Below are 19,626 nucleotides of genomic sequence, written 5' to 3' on the forward strand. Positions count from 1 at the left end.
GGAGAACGACGCGATGAAAATCTTACGCACGCCCGACGAACGGTTTGAAAACCTACCCGGCTATTCCTTCGCGCCCCATTACGTGGAGGTGAACGGGCTGCGGATGCACTACGTCGACGAAGGGAAGGGAGACCCGATTCTCTGTCTGCACGGCGAGCCATCGTGGTGCTACCTGTACCGCAAGATGGTGCCCATCCTATCGCGCGAACATCGCGTGGTCGCACCCGACCTGGTGGGCTTCGGTCGTTCGGACAAGCCGGCGGAGCGGTCGGACTATACGTATGCGATGCACCATGACGCGGTTGCCGGATTCATCGAAGCACTCGATCTGAAACGCATCACGCTGGTCTGCCAGGATTGGGGAGGCTTGATCGGCCTGCCGATCGCCACCGAGATGCCCGACCGTTTCCGGGCACTCGTGATCATGAACACAGGCTTGCCGACCGGCGAGCCGCCGCAGACCGAGGCGGCGAAAAAGAGCGCCGCCGCCTTCGCCGCGTGGCGAGGCTTCGCCGAGCGCATGACCGATCTGCCCGTCGGATTTGTGATCAAGGGAGCGACCAAGTCGAACCCCTCGGAAGAGATCATCGCGGCGTACGAAGCGCCGTTTCCGGACGTCAGCTACAAGGCGGGGGCCGCGAAGTTTCCGCTCTTGGTGCCTGTCGCGCCCACGGACGAAGCGTCGCCGGTGATGATCAAAACGCGCGAGGCCCTCAAGCAATGGAAAAAGCCGGCTCTGGTGATGTTCTCCGACAGTGATCCGATTACCGCCGGCGGAGACGAGTTCTTTCGCCGGATCATTCCCACAGCCAAGGACGAGCCGGCGATCACGATCCGCGACGCCGCCCACTTCCTGCAAGAGGACAAAGGGGAAGAGCTCGCCGAGAACATCCGGCAATTCCTCGCGCGGCATCCGTAAGGTTGACGTGGCGTTCGAAGCCCGGCCTGGGATGGATCTCAATTCCACCGGCACAGCCGGCAAGTTTTCGCGGCCACGCACCATCGGACCATTCGGCTCGGGCGTTACGAGCCGTGTGGTTTCCGGGGCGTTGGTCGTCTGTCGATCGATCGTTGTGACGCGTTTTGACGGTCGTAGGTGGTGGTGAGATTATCGGGCGTCACCGCGCGCGAGGATGTTGCGCCCCATGTAGTTAGCGCTCATGAGCTGGCCGTGTTGCGACGATCCTCAGGGATGACGGCCATCGAGTGTCGAGCGCCGCGCTCGTTCGGAAGCAAACGCCCGGGTCGATGTGTGATTCATGTTAAGCAGCGGACGAAATCGTGCGCGAGCAATTCTGGCCCTGTCGGCGATCGTGTTGTCGTCGGCACCGGCGCGCACCGACCAGCCTCCTGCTACCGTACGCCAGCCGGTGGTGCAGGCCGTGACGCGTGGAGCAGCCTCGGCGCCGCAGAAGGAGAGGACGACGGTCCACTCGAAGAAAAGTACTCAGCCACGTCAGCGCGCCACGAGTGCCTCGCCCGTCCGCGCGAATTCGCCGGCTCCGCGCACTGCTGGGCGAGCCAGCATCGCGAAACAACAGCGATCCAAGAACGAGACCGCCGCGTTAGCATCGCTGCAACCGCCGCAAGTTCCGCCGGAATCGAGCCGCGTGACGCGACCGCTCGACGAGCAGCCCGCCCCCGAGCCGCGCTGTGTGCGATTGCCTCCTGGCCCGGATGAAGTGCCTAGCTTCGTGGCGATTCTTGGTTCGGAAGACGCTGCGAATGTTGCCGACCCCGTGCTCGAGCAGCCGGAGAGCGAGCAGGTCAGGGCGTCGGGAAAGGCATCCACGGCCCGGCCCGCAAAGACAGGCGATCGCCAGCAGGCGGCTCCCAGGGCACGCGTTCAGCCCCGTAGTTCCACTCGCTCGCGGCAGATGTGAACGCTTCCAGGGCATCGGCACGGTGGTTCATTCCCCGCGCCACGCGCTGTAAGATAGCGACCAACCGTTATCCGCTACGCGCCTGCACACCTGGAATCGCATTCCCATGATGACTTCGCCGCACTCTGCCCGCGTAACCTTCAGCCGACGTTCCTTGTTGGCCTGCCTGCCGTTTGTCGTTGCCGCTGTCGCGTGCTTCGCGGGGCAGGCCCGCGCTGCTGACAAAAAAATCGTGCTCGTGGCGGGCACGCCCAGCCACGGCGCGGGCGACCACGAATTCAATGCCGGCGTCCTGCTCTTGAAGAAGTGCTTGGACAATGTGCCCGGCATCAAGTGCGACGCCCATCTCAATGGCTGGCCGAAGGATCCCCACGCCTTCGACGGCGCCGATGCCATCATGTTATACATGGACGGCGGATCAGGGCATCCGCTGATTCGCGACGAAAACCTGGCGCAGATGCGCGCGCTCATGGCCAAGGGAGTCGGCCTGGTGTGCGTTCATTATGCGGTTGAAGTGCCGAAAGATCGTGGCGGGCCGGAGCTGAAGGATTGGATCGGCGGCTACTACGAGACCGGCTACTCGATCAACCCGCACTGGGTCGCGGAGATCAAGAGCTTGCCGGATCATCCGATCACGCGCGGCGTGAAGACGCCATTTTCGATTCGCGACGAATGGTACTTCAACATGCGGTTCCGCCCCGACATGGAAGGAGTGATTCCGATCGTGTCGGCCACGCCACCGGACGGTGTGCGCGGCACACCCGCGGCGAAGGAACATCCAGGACGCGAAGAGATTTTGGCCTGGGCCGTCGAACGACCCGATGGTGGGCGTGGCATCGGCTTCACCGGCGGACACTTTCACATCAACTGGGGCGATGACTATTTCCGCAAGTTGATTCTTAATGCTTTGGTATGGGCCGCCCACGGCGACGTCCCGGCCGACGGCGTGCCGTCGCACGTCGAGCGCGACGAGCTGCGGCAGAACCTCGACCCGAAGGGGAAGAAGAAATAGCAAGCGAAGCGCATTCTGTAGCCTGGGTCTGCGATCCCGGAGATTCTTGGATGCGGAAAGCCTTGGGCAGACCGGCTGAAACACATGGCGGCACTCCTTTTTGTCTTTCTGCTGCTCGGAATCGGGGTATTCGCCTTTACGCCGACTTTAGGCAGCGCCCGCGCGCCGTGGCGGGCAGGTCGACGTGAAATCGAGCCGGAACCGTGGAAGGTTAAATAGCAAAGGGGGGGCCATTAGCGCCATCGGGTCGCTAGCGCCCAAATCAAGCAGGGCAGGGTCGCCATCAACATCGCGCGGCGAGAACACGCAAGAGAAATTCATCGCGCGAAGAGGACGCGATCGCCCAAGACTGGGAACGTTCCAAAGACTTGCGACGGCAAAAAATTTTTCAGGACCGGGGTCCACGGCGACAGTGGACAGGGGCGGAGTTGAACCGCCGACACGTGGATTTTCAGTCCACTGCTCTACCAACTGAGCTACCTGTCCAAAACTCTTCGCTCGATCCGGTGGCCAACGTGTGGCGGTGGCCAACGTGTGACGGTGGCCAATCCATGTCGGTTACTCGTCCGGCCGCGCCGCCGATTCGCCGCAAACTCTGCCATTCAGCCAGCTTGCAGCCTCGAATTCGAACGAAAAAGCAATGGGCAATCGTAAGAGCCATCCCACGGGTTGTCAATCGCCATCCGGCAGTGCCCGCGCAGGCACGTAGTGGGGGCTCATAGCACCAAGGCCCCCGATCAATGGTAGCTCAGGTTTGTGCGCGTCGATCGACTCATTCGCCGGCTTGCTCGCGCAGCTTCGCCAGACGTGATTTCAGATGATCCAAAACGCGAGGGTCGTCGAGCTGTTTGGCCTCGGCCGCAAGCGAGATTTCGGCCTTGGCCAGCGACGCGCGCGCCGCTTCGCGATCACCCGCTGCCTGCTGCGCTTCGACAATTCTCAGTAGCACGTGCGTGCCCGGCACATCACCCTTTTGGAAAAGCTCCCACAGCTCGGTCAATAAGGCGATCGCCCGGGCGTGATCGCCGGCGCGCGCCGATTCCTGACCAAGAAAGAGGGTCGCTGTCTGCCACGGTTCGCTGTTGGGCTCCGCGGCGTTGCGGAATTCCTGCCAGGCGCTTATCGACCGGCCCACGTCCGGCGTGCCGTGAAAATAATTCGCACGTTCGCTCAGCAATTTCAAACGTTCGGCGTCGTCCCCAGCGTCGGCATAGCGCCGTGCCCATTGATTCGAGTATTCGTCGAGCGTGCCAGCGTTCACCAGGTTGTAGGCCTCGCGTCCGAGGTAATTCTGGCGCTGTTGACTGTCGATTTGTGGATCGGCGAGCATCCGTCGAGCATTCGCCAGCGCTTTTTCGTACTGTCCATCCCATTCCAGAAATACCTGCCGTGCCCATTCCAGCCGCAACCGCTCTTTAGCATCGGTCACGGCGGGTAACGCCGCATCGAGCCGGGCAATCGCCCGCTTGTAGTCCTTGGCGAGCTTGTCCTCGTCCATCTGGGCCCAGATCTCGTTGAGCTTGCGCCACTGGGGCAGGGCCGCGATCCGGTCGTCGTAAATCTTGCGAACGCCAGCGGTGCCATTCGCGTCGAGCCGGCGAATCTCTTCCACCACGTCGCCATAGAACACAAACAGCGGATCGTCCTTGCGCTCGTCCAGCGTGCTCAAAAGCGGCGCCACACTGGCAAGCGCCTCGTGCAGCTTCTGGGCACGCGCGCCGTCGCTATCGGCTTGACGCGCTTCGTCGAACAATTGATCGCGCTGACGCCGCGCCTGCTGCGCCTTTCGGGCATGCGCGAGGAACGACGCGGGCGTGATCCCCTTGTGATAGCCCGTGTATGCAAACGGCCGCCCGGTAGCATCGGCCAACACGACTACGGGCACTCCTGAAATCAGGTACTGCTCTTTCCATTTCGCGTAGCGATCCTGCAGTTCCTGCATTTCCGCGGGCAACTGTTCGAGATCGCCCGCCAGAAAGTTCAACTTCACCAGCACGAAGTTGTCGCGCGCCGCGGCGAACTCGGGCCGTTTGAAAACCTCGTCTTCGAGTAGCGTGCAGAAGTGACACCAGCCGTGGCCTGTGAAGACAATGAGCAAGTCCTTCTGCTCATCGACCGCCATGCGCTGGCCAAGGTCGATGCGCGGAATCCACTTGATATCCGGGGGAGCCGCATCGGCCGGATCGACCTGCAAGCCCAGGGCCGCGCAGGCAAGCAAGGCGCAGGTTAGCAAGGAAGAGAGAACGCGCATGGCTCTATCCCACTTCAAAATTGGGTTTTTCCGCGATGCAACCGCCATCTTATCGTCCCCGCGCGCGGCGAAGCAAATCCATTTCGGGGCGGCCGAGTGGCGGCCGACATGCTTTCTTGCCGATCGCCGTCGGGCCGCCTATCATCGAGCGCTGTTAGCCCACCCCAACGCGCGCTAGCCTACCCACCTCTGGCCGCATGAAATTCTTTGCCAAAATTTGCCGCGATAGCGCAGCGCCATTCGTCCGATTCGTCGGGGCCGGCGCCCTGGCGCAATTCTGTGTGGTTGTGTTCGTGGCCGCGATGCTCGTGACGCCTGATCGTGCATACGGCCAGGGTTACCCGGCCGACGAAGCCCCGCGGCACATGACCATTGCCGAGGGATTCGAGGCGCAACTCGTGGCCGCCGAGCCGCTGGTCCGCCAGCCGGTGGCTATCGAGTTCGACGATCGCGGCCGCCTGTGGGTCGTGCAGTATCTCCAGTATCCAAACCCAGCAGGGCTCAAGCGGGTGCAGGTCGATCGGTACTCACGCACCGTCTACGACAAAATGCCCGAGCCGCCGCCGCGCGGCACACCGGGCGCCGATCGCGTCACGATCCTGGAGGATACCGACGGCGACGGCCGGGCCGACCGCGCCAAGGATTTCGTCGCCGGGCTGAACCTGGCGAGCGGGTTGGCCTTTGGCTATGGCGGCGTGTTCGTCATGAACGCCCCGTACCTGCTCTTTTATCCGGACCGTGATCGTGACGACGTGCCCGACTCCGATCCCGAGGTACTGCTCACGGGCTTCGGCATCGAAGACGCACACAGCGTCGCCAACTCACTCACCTGGGGACCTGACGGCTGGCTGTATGGCGCACAGGGAAGCACCGTCACGGCCAACGTGCGCGGCATCGAATTCCAGCAAGGCGTGTGGCGCTATCATCCCGTATCGCACAAGTTCGAATTGTTCTGCGAAGGGGGTGGCAACTCGTGGGGGGTCGACTTCGACGCCCACGGAGAGCTCTTGTATAGCACGAACTTTGGCGGCTTCGTCATGCTCCACGGCGTACAGGGAGGCTACTACTGGAAGAATTTCGGCAAGCACGGCGCGCTGCACAATCCGTATACCTACGGCTATTTCGATCACGTGCCGCACGCAAACTTCACGGGTGGGCACGTCACCGACGGCGGCATCGTTTACCAGGCCGACTTGTTTCCCGCGGAGTTTCGCGGACGCTACATCGCCGCCGACCTGTTGGGTCACGCCGTCCATTGGCACACGCTCGCTCTGCGCGGCTCGTCGTTCAGCTCCGCACATGGCGGAACGTTGCTGGCCGCCAATGACACCTGGTTCGCGCCCAGCGACGTCACGGTCGGACCGGACGGTGCGGTCTACGTCGCCGATTGGCACGACGCCCGCACCGCCCATCCCGATCCTGACGCCGAATGGGATCGCCGCAACGGGCGCGTCTATCGCATTCAGCCGCGCGGGGCTGTGCGCAAGCCGACCCGCGATCTGCGCGACGTCGATGATGACGCGTTGGTAAGCGAGCTGGCTATCACCAACCGATGGTACGTCCGCCGAGCGCGTCGCATCCTGGCTGAGCGTGCCGCCAAGAAGCGGAATCCGGCAGTGGCTGCACAACTGAAGAAGCTGGCGACCGGTGAGGCCACGCCCAGCGCCGCGCAAGGAGCCGGTGTCCCGCCGCTCGAAGCGCTGTGGACGCTTTATTGCGTAGGCGGCTTTGATGAAACGACCGCTACACAGCTTCTGCAAGACACGGATCCCCATCTGCGCGCTTGGACCGTACGGCTGATCGGCGACGAGCCCGAGTTTTTGACATCGCCGGCCAATCGACTCGTGAAGCTAGCCGGCGACGAGCCGAGCGTGATCGTGCGCCGGCAACTGGCCTCGACGGCAAAACGCTTGCCGGCTGACACCGGAATCTCGATCGCCGCGAGGCTTGCCGAACACGCTGAGGACAAGGACGACCCTTACCTGCCGCTGTTGATCTGGTGGGCGGTCGAGCATTTTGCCACGGAATCGCGCGATGCCGTCCTGGCGACGTTTACCTCGCCGCAATCATGGCAGTCGCCACTTACCCGTGATTTTCTCTTGCCCCGATTGATCGAGCGTTACGCGGCCGAGCGGAACGCCGATGGTGCCGCATGCTGCGAGAAGCTCTTGAGCGTGGCGCCCAACCGCGCGGCCCGAACGACGCTATGGTCCGCCCTGGACAAAGGGTGGCGCGGACGTGTGACGATTGCCGAGGCGCCGGCTACGCTTGTCCAACTGGCAATTGCCGATTGGCAAGCGGATCGGGACAACATGACGCTCGCGCGGCTCACGGCGCGCCTCGGACACCGGCCAGCGCGCGATTACGTTTTGGCCCGCGCGCTCGACGCGGACGTCGACGAAGCGTCGCGCGTCGCGGCAATTGACGTTCTAGCCGAACTCGCCGCGCCCCGGGACATCGCGCGGCTCGCATCCCTTCTGACGCCGACGAATTCCGCGGCACTGCAAGCAGCAACCTTGCGGGCGCTTGCCCGTGCGAGCGACCCAGAGCTGGCCGATGCTGTTTTGGCCGCCTATCCGCAAATGACGCCGAATCTGCGCAGCCAGGCGCGCGACGTGCTGCTCGCCAAGCGTGCCTGGGCGCGGCGATTGCTGGATCGAGTTGCCAAGGGCGCAATCGAACCTCAGGAGATTCCGCTCGATCAGTTGCGCGTCGTCGCCGCGCATGACGATGAGGAACTGAACGCGCTGGTGCGAAGATTCTGGGGCGCTATCCACCAGGCCACGCCCGAGGAGCGTCTGGCCGTCGTGCGGCGCTTGAACAACGACCTGCGCGCGGCCGTCGGCCACGCCGACGCAGGTCGTGACATCTTTCGCCGGCAATGCGGCACTTGCCACACGCTCTTCGGCGAAGGAGAAAAAATCGGCCCCGAGCTGACGCACGCCAACCGTCGCGATCGCGATTTCCTGCTCGCCAGCATCGTCGATCCGGGCGCCGTCGTGCGCAAGGAGTACACCAACTACACGGTGCAAACGACCGATGGTCGCATTCTTACCGGCTTACTGGCCGAGCAGGATGCCAACAGCGTGACCGTGCTCACGGCCAAGAACGAACGGTTGCGCCTGGCGCGCAGCGAAGTCGAAAGCATCAACGAATCGCCCCAATCGCTCATGCCTGACAACATTGCCGAGCAGTTGTCGCCGCAAAATCTGCGCGACCTGTTTGCCTGGCTGCAATCACAACCGGATGCCAAATGATGCCTCGGGCCGGCGCTCTCCCGCGGCCGGCGCTCGCGAGATAAGGAGAACAATCATGCCACGATCTTCCGTGTTGTCGGCGTTGTTGTGCGTGCTGGTGTACTTTACCGCGGCGCAAATTGTCGGGGCCGAGACGCCCGCCGCTCGCCGCGCATACGAAAATCGCTTGACGCCGATCGCGGATCCGCAGCCGCTGTTGGCCGACCATCCGCGGTTTGTCGAGCCAGTGCGCGAGACGCGCCGCTTCGAAGCCCCAGCGCTCGTGCAGGACGACCAGGCGGACCTGGCGGTCCGCGCGTGGCGTTTTTCGTACAACGCCCGCGGCATCGTGGAAATGCCGAACCGACTGCGCGGCAGCGACACCGCCATCATTGTCGTCCACCCGTGGGGGATCGACGACGGTCAAGGCTGGCGTACCCCCGAGCCGGCTGGCGCCGCCTTTCAGTGCACGCCGGAAAAGAACCTGCTGCTCAACCAGCACATCGCCGAGGTGATCAACCCAATGCTCACGGCGCTGCGCCCGCGCGTGGGCCTGGTGCTGTACAGCCTTCCCGGCAAGGAAGATCCGATCCGCAAGAAGATTTATCGCTCTTTCCGTGGTGAACCAACTCCGGCCGAGCGCAAGGAAGGTGCCGTGCAGTTAGCTGCAAAACTCACGGCGTTCGATTACCACGGCCGCGATCTGCCAGCGGCCCTCGAACTGTCCGCCGCTCTACCGGTGGTCGATTACTTTCGCCAGTTTCGCGGGCTCGATCCCACGGCCCCCTTTAACCACGAAGGCTTTTGGGATTTGCCGATTCCCGTTTCAAAACATATCACGGTCGCGCCGCGCGACGTCGTGATCTACGACGGCGAGGGGTACGACCCGCTCCGACAGTTCTTGCGCGACAATGGAATTCGCCACGTGCTTTTGACGGGCTACAACACCGACATGTGCTTCTGCAAGACGACGGCCGGCTACGACAACCTGTCGCCCGACTTCAACGTCTTCCTGGTCGGAGATGCGACGGTGGCCACGTTCCCGGCCAATCCCGAGCCGCGCTTTGCCACGAACGCCGCGATCTCGTTCGCCGCGCTCGATCACCTGGTGACGCAGGTATCATGGATCAAACCGCTGGCCGCCGGCCAGGCAGCCAAGTAAACGAATTGCAATGAGCGATCCAAGAACGACAACGCCGACGCGTCCAAATTTAGCCGGCCGGCTCGCCCGCCGCGATTTCCTGCGCGCCAGTGCCGCGGCGGTTCTGGGCGGCGCGGCCCTCGCGCGTCGTGGCGCGGCCAACCAGTCTCAGCCGGGCACAGCCCTGGTCGCCATCACGCTCGACCTGGAGATGAGCCGCAACTTCCCGCGCTGGGAAGATACGCACTGGGATTACGAAAAGGGAAACCTCAACGACGAATCCAAGGCGTACACCGTCGAGGCTTGTCGCCGCATCAAAGCCGCGGGCGCGGTCGCGCATCTGTTCGCCGTCGGTCGCGTTTGCGAACAGGAGAATCTCGACTGGCTGCGGCAGCTCGCCGCTGACGGGCATCATGTTGGCAACCATACCTACGATCACGTCAACGTGCTGGCCACGCACCCGGAAGACGTGCAATTTCGTTTCAAGCGAGCGCCATGGCTGGTGGCCGGCCGATCGGTCGAGCAGACGATCGCCGACAATATTCGCCTGACGACCGTTGCCCTGCGCGAGCGGACGGGCATCGCGGTCGATGGCTTTCGGACGCCCGGCGGATTCGCCAACGGCCTCGCGGATCGCCCGGATATTCAAGAGATGCTGCAAGCGCAGGGTTTCGATTGGGTCAGCAGCAAATACCCGGCCCATCCGAATAGCGAGCCGGGCATCGAACCGAGCGAAGTCGTCTTAGCCGGCATCGTGGCGGCGCAAACAGCGGCGCAACCCTTTATCTACGAGTCGGGCCTGTGTGAAATCCCGATGAGCCCGGCCAGCGACATCAACGCCTTCCGCAGCGGCCGCTGGAAGCTCGACTGGTTTCTGGAAAGCGTGCGGCGCGGCCTGGGCTGGGCGATCGCGAATCGCGCCGTGTACGACTTCCTCGGCCACCCGTCGTGCCTGTACGTCGCCGATCCCGACTTCCGCACGATCGACCTGATTTGCCAGACCGTTGGTAAAGCAAAGGACGCCGCAAAAATCGTCGACCTGGGGACGATTGCCCGCGCTACCAGGGCCAAGGTCGCCGCAGAGAAAGCCCGCTGATCGGTGAGCTTAGATCGATCAGGTCGTTGGAAAGTCGTCTGAGTACGGGACAAAAAAATCGCGGACCGCCGGCAGCGGCATACACGGCGGGCGATGCGTACCGGCGGTCCTCATGCCGACGAACGGAGTGGAACATCGGCACTGCCAGCCATCATTGCACATTGTGCGCCACTCCGGTAGCGCCGTTGCCATCCGTAAGTTGCTGGCGTCCTGACAAAGTGTCCTCTCAAGGACTTCTCCGCATTTGGTGGGGAGTCGCTGCCAGCGGATCGATGTTACGTTCACCCGAGCGCTCCCAAAAGGGGAGAGTCGTTCCGGTTCCGCGCATCGGTATAATCTTGGCGCTTGTTCCATCGCTTCGAATAACTGGGGGAGGATACTTCGATGCATCGCCGAGACTTCTTGATCGCCGCCGCGGCCGCTGGTGCCTTGCCACAACAACTAGCACGGCAACTTGCCGCCGCCCAGCCGCCCAAGTCATCCGCCAAAGACGCCGCTGAAACGGCCAGTTGCTGCGGGCCCGGCTACCCTTCGCCGCAAGAGGCCGCCAAGGCCCCGCCCGAAAAATTGCTCTACACGCTTGGTCTATATGCGGGCACGCCGGTCGAAAAGCCCGACTTTTTGGCGACGATCGACGTCGATCCGAAGTCTTCGACCTATTCGCAAGTGATTCACAGGCTGCCGATGCCGTTTGTCGGCGACGAACTCCACCATTTCGGCTGGAACGCGTGCAGCTCCTGCCATGGCGATGCCCAAAAATCGCGCCGCTACCTGGTTATTCCTGGTCAGCGCTCCAGCCGCATCCATATCGTCGACACGTCCGATCCGCGCGCGCCGAAAATGCACAAGGTGATCGCGCCCGAGACGATCAAAGCCAAGGCCAACCTCAGCGCCCCACACACCGTACATTGCGCGCCGGACGGGCGGATCATTATCTCGATGCTGGGCGATGCCGAGGGACGCGGGCCAGGCGGCTTTCTCGTGCTCGACGAAAACTTCGACATTGCCGGACACTGGGAGAATAGCGCCCCCGGCATGAAGTTCAATTACGACTTCTGGTATCAGCCGCGGCACAACGTGATGGTGTCGAGCGAATGGTCCGCGCCGCAGACGTATTACGGCGGCTTCAATCTCGACGACGTCGCCGCCGGCAAATACGGCACGCAGATTCACTTCTGGGATTGGCAGAAGCGCGCGATCGTGCAAACCGCCGACCTGGGCGATCAAGGGCGCATCCCGCTCGAGGTCCGTTTCCACCACAATCCGGACAGCACGCACGGTTTTGTCGGCGCGGCGCTATCGAGCACGATGTGGCATTGGCACAAGGCGGGCGATCGCTGGCAAGTCGACAAGGTGATCGCCGTCGACCCGGTCGAAGTAAAGAGCTTCCCGTTTCCGCTGCCCGGCTTGATCACGGACCTGGTGCTGTCGATGGACGATCGCTACCTGTATTTCTCCAACTGGCTGCACGGCGACATCCGTCAGTACGACGTCAGCGATCCGGCGAATCCGAAGCTGACCGGCCAGTTATGGTGCGGCGGCCTGTTGGGCAAAGCGCCGGAAGTGGCGGGGCACAAAGTCGTAGGAGGTCCGCAGATGTTGCAGCTGAGCCTCGATGGCCGCCGGCTGTATGTCACCAGCTCGCTTTTCAGCAGTTGGGACAATCAGTTCTATCCCGACATGGCCAAGACCGGCTCGTTCCTCCTGCAGGTCGATTGCGATCCGAAGGGCGGAATGAAAATCAACGACCGCTTCTTCGTCGACTTCGGCCGCGAACCGGGCGGCCCTGCGCGAGCGCACGAAATGCGCTACCCCGGCGGCGACTGCACGTCGGATATTTGGACGTGAGTCGTCGCTTGGTCGTCGATCATCAACAATGATCGAGCGCCTTTAGCTCGCAACGCGCGCCAGGCCGAATTCAGCTCGCGCCGGCGGCTGCTTCCACCATTTCGTCGTGCTCGGCAACCGCCTTGTCGATGGCTTCCTCGGCATCCTCGCACGCCTTCACGACCGCGTCGACGTCGATCTTATCTCCCTTCACCAGTTCAGCTAGCGCCGCCTGCTGTTTGGCTTCGACCTGCACCTGCTTTTCTACTTTGTCGAGCGAGGCCAAGGCCTTTTTATCGCCCGCAAATTCCTTCTTCTCCTCGGCCAAATACGTTTGCGTCAGCTTCACGTTCTGCGCCAGCTCGTTAACGTGGGCCCGGGCGATCGTCGGAGCGACCGGCTGGCTGTTGCGCCGGGAGCGCTGCGCGTAATTGCGAAAATCGCGCGACACGTCGCGCGAATGCCGCATCGTTCTGGTTGACGAACGACTGTAAGCGTCGCCACGAATTTTTGATCCTGCGTCGCGTATCTGCACATTTGCCAGCAAGGCGCCCGCCGAAACCAGAAACGCTGCCGTAACCAGGAACAGTCGAGGCCGTCGAACTCGTGACATGCGATGCTCCTTTCCATGACAGATATGGGTCGTTTGACCCAGAAACAATGCGGTTCGAGCCTGCGCATTATTGAGCAGTGAATCGGTCGAAGCAATCAGCGGACCGTGTAATTTGGGGTCCAGCGAAGTGATATCGTGGTCGGTTCCAAGAAGCGGGGAGAAACTTTGTAATCAACGATTGATTATTCGTCGATATTGAGCGGAGGTTGTTTATGCACTTGCGCTTAACTCTGTAAACGACTCCACGTTACCACCTCGACGCAAACACGCCGGGAAAGCTGCGTGACCGAATCCCGAGCCGCGATCTACTGATTCTGCGGGCCGTCATAACGCTTGTGTCAGCGGCTGCAATGCGTTCCCGGCGGGCGAGTAAGATAAAGGGCATGCTCCAATCATCCGCCAGACCCGACGCGACCAGGCGGTGGTTCTCACGCGTTTGGTTCCTGGTCGGCGTTATTGCGCTACTGTGCGTTGGCGCGGCGGCGTGGATCTATCAGTCGTACGATCGGGCGGCCGAGCAGATGCTCGCCAATGCACGCGCGAGGGGAGAACCTGTCACACCCATTGAGTTGGAGACATACTACGCCGTTCCACCGGTGAGTGAAGATGCAACTTCGTTGTGGCTTGCGGCTCTCGCTAAGCTGAGGCTCTCGCCAAAGCCGGACTGGACGGTCTATCGCGAGCTACCTTATTTCGCCGATGGCAGCATTCCGCCGCTGCCGCCGGGAGAGTGGCCTCAGCTTGCGCTAGCCGAACAGTTCTTAGCGGAGCAAAAAGAGGTTCTAGCGGCGCTACGCGCAGCGGCTGACTTTGGCGGTCGAGCGCGTTTTCCCGATGGGAATTACTTAGATGCGCATGACCGCGGCTCTGCCCTCGGGTTCTGCGCGCGCTGTCTGGAACTCGAAGCCCTCGTGCGTCTATATCGTGGCGACGTATCGGGAACCGCGGCCTCGCTGAACGCGCAGCTCGCAATCGCCCATGCATTAGAAGATGAGCCATCTAGCATGGCGTTTCATAAGATGGCAGTGGTTTACGGGGACACGAACGTGCGTACCTACTTGACGACCGAAGACTTTTCGGACGCAGACCTGTCGCGATTAGAGAACGACCTGCTCGCGATTGACTTTCGCAAGTCGCTTCGCGGCGCGCTGTACGGCGAGCGGCTCTTCGGATTGAGTATGTCCGAGTACGTTGCCACCGCGCCGCTCGACAACCCGGAGCTTTTTGCCCAGCGACTGAGGAGGCCTTTCGACAGGGTAGCGTATTTGGCCATGACCGAAGATTGGCTCGCAGTCGCCGACACCCCCTGGACGCGAATACTGGCCGAAGGAGATGCCGTGGCCGCGCGTTGGAACGACATGACGGGGCTGTTGCACCCGACCACAAAACAGCTGTCATACATCAATCTCTTCTATGTAGGTACCGTGCGTCGCGAAACTTCGCGGCGGCTGTCAATCCTGGCGATCGAGCTCGAACGATATCGCAAGCGGCACGGCGCGCCACCGGCGCTGCTCGATGAGCTCGCGCCGGAAGTTCTGTCCGAGGTGATCGACGATCCCGCGTCGGGTGGGCAATTCCGCTATCTTGTTAGCGAAACCGACTACGTCGTTTACAGCACATCGACACGATTCCCGCTTCTATACGGAGCCGCGCTCGACTCCGAGACAGGTGCCAATCCGGCGCTACTCTTTCGTCGCTCGCTTGTGAGCGATAAAGCGCCAACCGAACCGGCAACTGATGACCGATAGCCTCCTCCTAGGGATCATTGCCATCAGCGACCGAGCAGCCTGGCAGGGCCCGCCGTAGCTCGGCAATTTGCTCGTCGCTGACTGGTGTCCTACGCAGCCACAGAGACTCGAGGTTCGTCAGCGCGGCGAGCGCACGCGCGTCGCTCACGTGCGTGCCGTCAAGGTTGAGCATCTTCAGCCGCGTCAGGCCCGCAAGCGCCGAGCAATCCTCGACATTCGTATCCAGCAGTTTCAGCGATTCTAGATTCGTCAGTCCGGTCAATGGCGATACGTCACGGACTTCGGTTCCTTCGAGGTCGAGATTCGTCAAGCTGGTCAATCCAGCAAGCGGCGTCAAATCGCGGACGTGAGTATTTGCCAAATAGAGGTCGGTGAGTTTTGTAAGCGCAGCCAGCGGGCTTAGATCGCGGACGGGGGTCTGTTCCAGGTTGATAAAGTTCAGGTTCGTGCAGTGCGCAAGCGACGTCAGATCGTGTACCTTGCAGCGCGGGGCGTAAATCACTTCCAACCGGCCGTGACGGGCAACCGGTCCGATATCGGCCACGGGCGTCTCGCCCACATCGAGATACTTCACCCCTGGCATTTCGGCCAGCGGGGTCAAGTCGCTGACCTGCGAGTGCCGGAGACGCAAGTGGTCCAGGCTGCGGAACGCCACCAGCGGTGTGACGTCTGTCATTGTCTCGCTTCCCTGCGCGAAAACGACGCGCGGCCCGCGTAACTTGTCCCAAATCCGCTCCCACCACGGCCGCCCGTCGCGCGAATAAAACGTCGTTGTGGTCCCAAAGTCAAGATCGCCATAGGCCTCGATGCGTTTGGCAGCGAGCATTTCGCGGCGCGATTGCATTCTCTCGAACAGGAGCCAACAAACGGCGATCGCCACCACCGTGACGAGAAGCAACGTACGGAGGTTGTCCGCACTCCAGCGACGGGCATCTGGCGGAACTGTCGACATGCAGGACATTCTAATACGTGGTCGACGACAGCACTCCCGCCGCTATTGGAGCACGCCGTGCCCTATTCCTCGTTAAAACAACGGCGAGGCGGGCGATTCGTCCCAATTGGCCCATCCCCCTATAATGACGTATCCTATCGGAGCAGGAATAACTGTATTCGCGGTACGAATTCGCCTACTCCCAAATCGCAAAAACCACGATGCTTAACATTGCTCTCTTCGCCGCCGTGCCTGCTTCGCTGGCCTGGGCCGTCGCGATCATTATTCTGATATTGATCCTGTTAGTCTTCGTGATCGTGGCCGCGGCCTATGGCAACTTGTGGTTTCAAGCGTACATGTCCAACGCCCAGGTCGGCCTGTTGCGACTGGTGGCGATGGGCTTTCGCCAGGTGAACGCCCGCACGATCGTGCAGTCGAAAATCATGGCCATGCAGGCCGGCCTCGGCAACGATCCTGCGACGGGTATCACCACGCAGCGGCTCGAAGCGCATTACCTGGCCGGCGGCAATGTTCCGGGCGTGATTCGAGCGATCATCGCCGCGCATCGCGCGGATATCGATCTCGATTTCGACCGTGCGGCGGCCATCGACCTGGCTGGTCGCGACGTGCTGGACGCCGTGCAGACGAGCGTCAATCCGAAAGTGATCGACTGCCCCGATCCGCAGAAATCGAAAAAATCGACGTTGAGCGCCATCGCTCGTAACGGCGTTGAGTTGCAGATTCGCGCCCGCGTGACGGTGCGCACCAATATCAAGCAGTTGATCGGCGGCGCCACCGAAGAAACCGTGATCGCCCGTGTCGGCGAAGGGATTATCACCTCGATCGGTTCGGCCGAAAGCCACCTGGTCGTGATGGAGAATCCGGACATGATTTCCAAGGCGGTGCTCGCGCGCGGGCTCGACGCACAGACGGCCTTCGAGATCGTATCGATCGACATCGCTGATATCGACGTCGGCGAGAACATTGGCGCCCGGCTGCAGGCCGACCAGGCCGAGGCCGACACGCGCGTCGCCCGGGCCAAGGCCGAAGAGCGGCGGGCGTTCGCCATCGCTCGCGAGCAGGAAATGAAGGCCAAGGTGTCCGAGAACAAAGCCGAGGTGATCATGGCCGAAGCCAAGGTTCCGCTGGCCATCGCCTCGGCCTTCCGCGACGGCAATTTCGCCACCGCCGGCGGCTAAGCCCGAAGGTTCTCAGCCGCCTTTCGAAGGGCATGCGACGGCCGACTCCTTGCGCCTGTTGTGTTCTCTGCGTGATTCGGCGTTAATAACGCCATTGCGCTGCGCGCGTTCTGTATGATCCGGAACCGGTCACTCCCCGAGTCCCCCCGCATGTTCTCCTTCATACTTCTAACCGTGATCGCAGCCGATCCGGCGCCGGGCGATCAAACCAGGCTCGACCTGCTAAGAACCTTTCGCGACGAGCTCGTGCAGATCACGCCCGGCAAGGGAGATTTTCCCGCCAGCTTCGAGATGGGGTCTGATAATGGCTCCGCCGCGGAACGTCCCGCCCATCGCGTCCAGCTCTCTCGCCCGTTTGCGATTGCACGCTACGAAGTTCCGCAGAACCTCTGGCAGGCCGTGATGGGCCACAACCCCAGCCGCTGGAAAGGCCCTCGCAACTCGGTCGAAATGCTCAGCTACGACGACGCAGTCGAGTTCTGTCGTCGCGCGACAACGGACTTGCGCGAGGCAAAGCTGATTACCGCCAAGGAAGTAATCCGGCTCCCCAGCGAAGCCGAATGGGAATATGCGGCACGGGCTGGCACGCGCACGCGGTATTCTTTTGGGGACGACGCGTCCCATCTCGGCGACTACGCCTGGTTCACCGGCAACGCAGCGGGCAACGACCCTGCCGTAGGCGCCAAGCGTCCCAACAACTGGCAGCTTTACGACGTACACGGCTACCTGTGGGAATGGTGTGCTGACGCCTGGCATGACAATTACCAAGGCGCCCCGACCGACGGCACAGCCTGGCACGACGCGGACGCCAACGAGCGCGTGCTGCGCAGCGGCAGTTGGAAAGACCCGGCCGACCGGCTGACAAGCAGCGCTCGCCGCGGCGCGGCTCATGATCTGAAAGACGATGCCGCAGGTTTGCGCTGTGTGCTGGCAGAAGAGCCGTAGAACCTGCAATTCATGGTGAGCGATTATCTTGCCCCATGACATCTTTGGCGGCTAAAGTGGAGCGGTACTGTCCATATCCTCACCTGGGACCACTCCATGCTCGCCATTTCGCTCGCGCTCGCACTGGTCACGGCGACGCCTAAACCGGACAACGCCGCACCCGATACGATCGTCGTCTGTCCCGAGGCATTTCGCGCCGCTCTTGCCCCCTGGCTCGCACTCCGCAAGGAGCAGGGGCACCGCTGCCAGGTCATCAAGCCTGATACGGCCGACAAGCTGCGTGGCAAAATCTTAGCGGCCGCGGGGCGTGGTGCCTTGCGCTACGTCGTGCTGGTCGGCGACGCGCCGATCGAAACGGCTCCCAAGAAATCATTGGTCACGGTGCCCACGCATTACGTCCCCTCGCAAGTGATTCACCGCTTCGGCGGCGAAAAGCAGATCGCCGGAGACAATTGGTTCGCCGATCTCGACGACGATCAGTTGCCCGACGTGGCGATCGGGCGTTTGCCAGCCGATTCGCCCGAGGATCTGCGCACCATGGTCGAAAAGATCGTGGCTTACGAGCGTGGGCCGGCCCCCGGCAATTGGCAGCGGCGGATCAACCTGGTCGCCGGGCTGGGGGGCTTTGGTGCGATTGCCGATGCCGCGATCGAAGCCAGCGCCAAGCGACTATTGATCGAAGGTATTCCGGCCGCCTACGCGACCAGCGTTACGTACGGCAGTTGGCGCAGTCCTTACTGCCCCGATCCGCAGTTGTTCCATGCCTCGACCGTCGATCGCTTTAACGAGGGGTGTCTGTTCTGGGTCTACATGGGGCACGGTCACACGCGCACGGTCGATCGGGTGCGCACGCCCGACGGCCAGCATCACATTTTCAACACGGCCGACTGCTCGAAGCTGCAATGCGGCGCCCGTTCGCCCATTGCGCTAATGCTCTGCTGCAGCACGGGCGGATTCGATCAGCGCGAAGATTGCCTTGCCGAGGAGCTGTTGCGTGCGAAGGAAGGGCCGGTGGCGGCCCTGGCCGGCTCGCGCGTTACGATGCCCTACGCGATGAGCGTCCTGGGGGCCGAAATGTTGCGGATCTATTTTTCCGAGGATTGCCGCACGGTCGGCGAATTGCTGTCCTCGGCGAAGCGGGCCATGATCACGCGGCCGCGCGACGACGAACGCAGCCAGGCGATCGATGCCCTGGCAAAGTTACTTAACCCGGCCAGCCAGGATCTGGCACTTGAACGAGCCGAGCACTTGGAGATTTTCAATCTGATCGGCGATCCGCTCTTGAAGCTGCCACGTGCCGCCGTGGCCCAGGTGAAAGCCCCCGCGAATGTCCGCTCGGGCGAGTCGCTGGCGATCACCGGCACGGCGCCCTTTGACGGTGCGGTGGAAGTCGAACTCGTGGTGCGCCGCGATCGGCTTACCTTCCGGCCGCCGGCCCGCACGAAGTATGAGAATTCACAGACAGCCCGCGATGAATACCAGCGAACGTACGTTCGGGCGAACGACGCGCGGCTCGTTTCGGCAATGACGATGGCAAAAGGAGGCACGTTTGCCGCAACCCTGGCCGTGCCCGCCGAAGCCAGCGGAGAGTGCCACGTGCGCGTGTTCGTGCAAGGCGAGAAGGAGACCGCCGTCGGCGCTGCCGACGTCACGGTCGAGTCGGCCGTCGCCCGGAAAGATTGAAAGGCGCGCCGGCGCCGCTGCTTATTGAAGTCTTTACTTCTGCGGAGTCCGGCACGGCCGA

General features: G+C 62.3%; 13 protein-coding genes and 1 tRNA gene. 10 read left to right on the forward strand and 4 right to left on the reverse strand.

What is annotated here, in order from left to right:
* Positions 1–13: 13 nt before the first annotated feature.
* Complete coding sequence (locus VHD36_02845; GenBank protein HVU86230.1) at positions 14–919, forward strand: haloalkane dehalogenase; 906 nt, start codon at positions 14–16, stop codon at positions 917–919.
* Positions 920–1,989: 1,070 nt separating this feature from the next.
* Positions 1,990–2,895: a ThuA domain-containing protein gene (locus VHD36_02850; GenBank protein ID HVU86231.1), complete on the forward strand. Its 906-nt coding sequence runs from the start codon at positions 1,990–1,992 to the stop codon at positions 2,893–2,895.
* Positions 2,896–3,308: 413 nt separating this feature from the next.
* Here the strand turns inward: VHD36_02850 and VHD36_02855 are convergent.
* Both VHD36_02855 and VHD36_02860 read right to left on the reverse strand, forming a co-directional pair.
* A tRNA-Phe gene (locus VHD36_02855) sits at positions 3,309–3,381 on the reverse strand.
* A 286-nt stretch (positions 3,382–3,667) separates the two neighbouring features.
* On the reverse strand, positions 3,668–5,146 hold the full coding sequence (locus tag VHD36_02860; protein HVU86232.1) for a thioredoxin family protein: 1,479 nt from the start codon (positions 5,144–5,146) through the stop codon (positions 3,668–3,670).
* 281 nt (positions 5,147–5,427) lie between these two features.
* Here VHD36_02860 and VHD36_02865 point away from each other — a divergent pair, with 281 nt between their 5' ends.
* The 4 genes from VHD36_02865 to VHD36_02880 all read left to right on the forward strand — a co-directional run bounded on the left by VHD36_02865 (position 5,428) and on the right by VHD36_02880 (position 12,467).
* On the forward strand, positions 5,428–8,403 hold the full coding sequence (locus tag VHD36_02865) for a PVC-type heme-binding CxxCH protein (GenBank protein ID HVU86233.1): 2,976 nt from the start codon (positions 5,428–5,430) through the stop codon (positions 8,401–8,403).
* Positions 8,404–8,458: 55 nt separating this feature from the next.
* A complete protein-coding gene (locus VHD36_02870; GenBank protein HVU86234.1) occupies positions 8,459–9,544 on the forward strand; it encodes an isochorismatase family protein in 1,086 nt (361 codons plus the stop codon).
* 10 nt (positions 9,545–9,554) lie between these two features.
* Positions 9,555–10,619, forward strand: coding sequence for a polysaccharide deacetylase family protein (locus tag VHD36_02875; protein HVU86235.1), 1,065 nt, complete (start codon positions 9,555–9,557; stop codon positions 10,617–10,619).
* A 384-nt stretch (positions 10,620–11,003) separates the two neighbouring features.
* Positions 11,004–12,467 (forward strand): selenium-binding family protein, encoded by a 1,464-nt coding sequence (locus VHD36_02880; GenBank protein ID HVU86236.1) that lies wholly within the window; start codon positions 11,004–11,006, stop codon positions 12,465–12,467.
* A 70-nt stretch (positions 12,468–12,537) separates the two neighbouring features.
* On the opposite strand, the gene VHD36_02885 is transcribed toward VHD36_02880, so the two are convergent.
* Positions 12,538–13,059, reverse strand: coding sequence for a hypothetical protein (locus VHD36_02885; protein ID HVU86237.1), 522 nt, complete (start codon positions 13,057–13,059; stop codon positions 12,538–12,540).
* Between the two features lie 383 nt (positions 13,060–13,442).
* Here VHD36_02885 and VHD36_02890 point away from each other — a divergent pair, with 383 nt between their 5' ends.
* Positions 13,443–14,807, forward strand: a complete 1,365-nt coding sequence (locus VHD36_02890; protein ID HVU86238.1) for a hypothetical protein — start codon at positions 13,443–13,445, stop codon at positions 14,805–14,807.
* Positions 14,808–14,814: 7 nt separating this feature from the next.
* On the opposite strand, the gene VHD36_02895 is transcribed toward VHD36_02890, so the two are convergent.
* Entirely contained in the window at positions 14,815–15,759 is a 945-nt protein-coding gene (locus VHD36_02895; protein HVU86239.1) for a leucine-rich repeat domain-containing protein, read from the reverse strand.
* A gap of 200 nt (positions 15,760–15,959) precedes the next feature.
* Between VHD36_02895 and floA the strand changes: the two genes are divergently transcribed.
* The 3 genes from floA to VHD36_02910 all read left to right on the forward strand — a co-directional run bounded on the left by floA (position 15,960) and on the right by VHD36_02910 (position 19,565).
* A complete protein-coding gene (gene floA, locus VHD36_02900) occupies positions 15,960–16,937 on the forward strand; it encodes a flotillin-like protein FloA (protein HVU86240.1) in 978 nt (325 codons plus the stop codon).
* Between the two features lie 150 nt (positions 16,938–17,087).
* Positions 17,088–17,882 (forward strand): formylglycine-generating enzyme family protein, encoded by a 795-nt coding sequence (locus VHD36_02905; GenBank protein ID HVU86241.1) that lies wholly within the window; start codon positions 17,088–17,090, stop codon positions 17,880–17,882.
* A gap of 96 nt (positions 17,883–17,978) precedes the next feature.
* Positions 17,979–19,565, forward strand: coding sequence for a C25 family cysteine peptidase (locus tag VHD36_02910; GenBank protein HVU86242.1), 1,587 nt, complete (start codon positions 17,979–17,981; stop codon positions 19,563–19,565).
* Positions 19,566–19,626: the final 61 nt, after the last annotated feature.

Source organism: Pirellulales bacterium, assembly GCA_035546535.1.
GTDB lineage: Bacteria > Planctomycetota > Planctomycetia > Pirellulales > JACPPG01 > JACPPG01.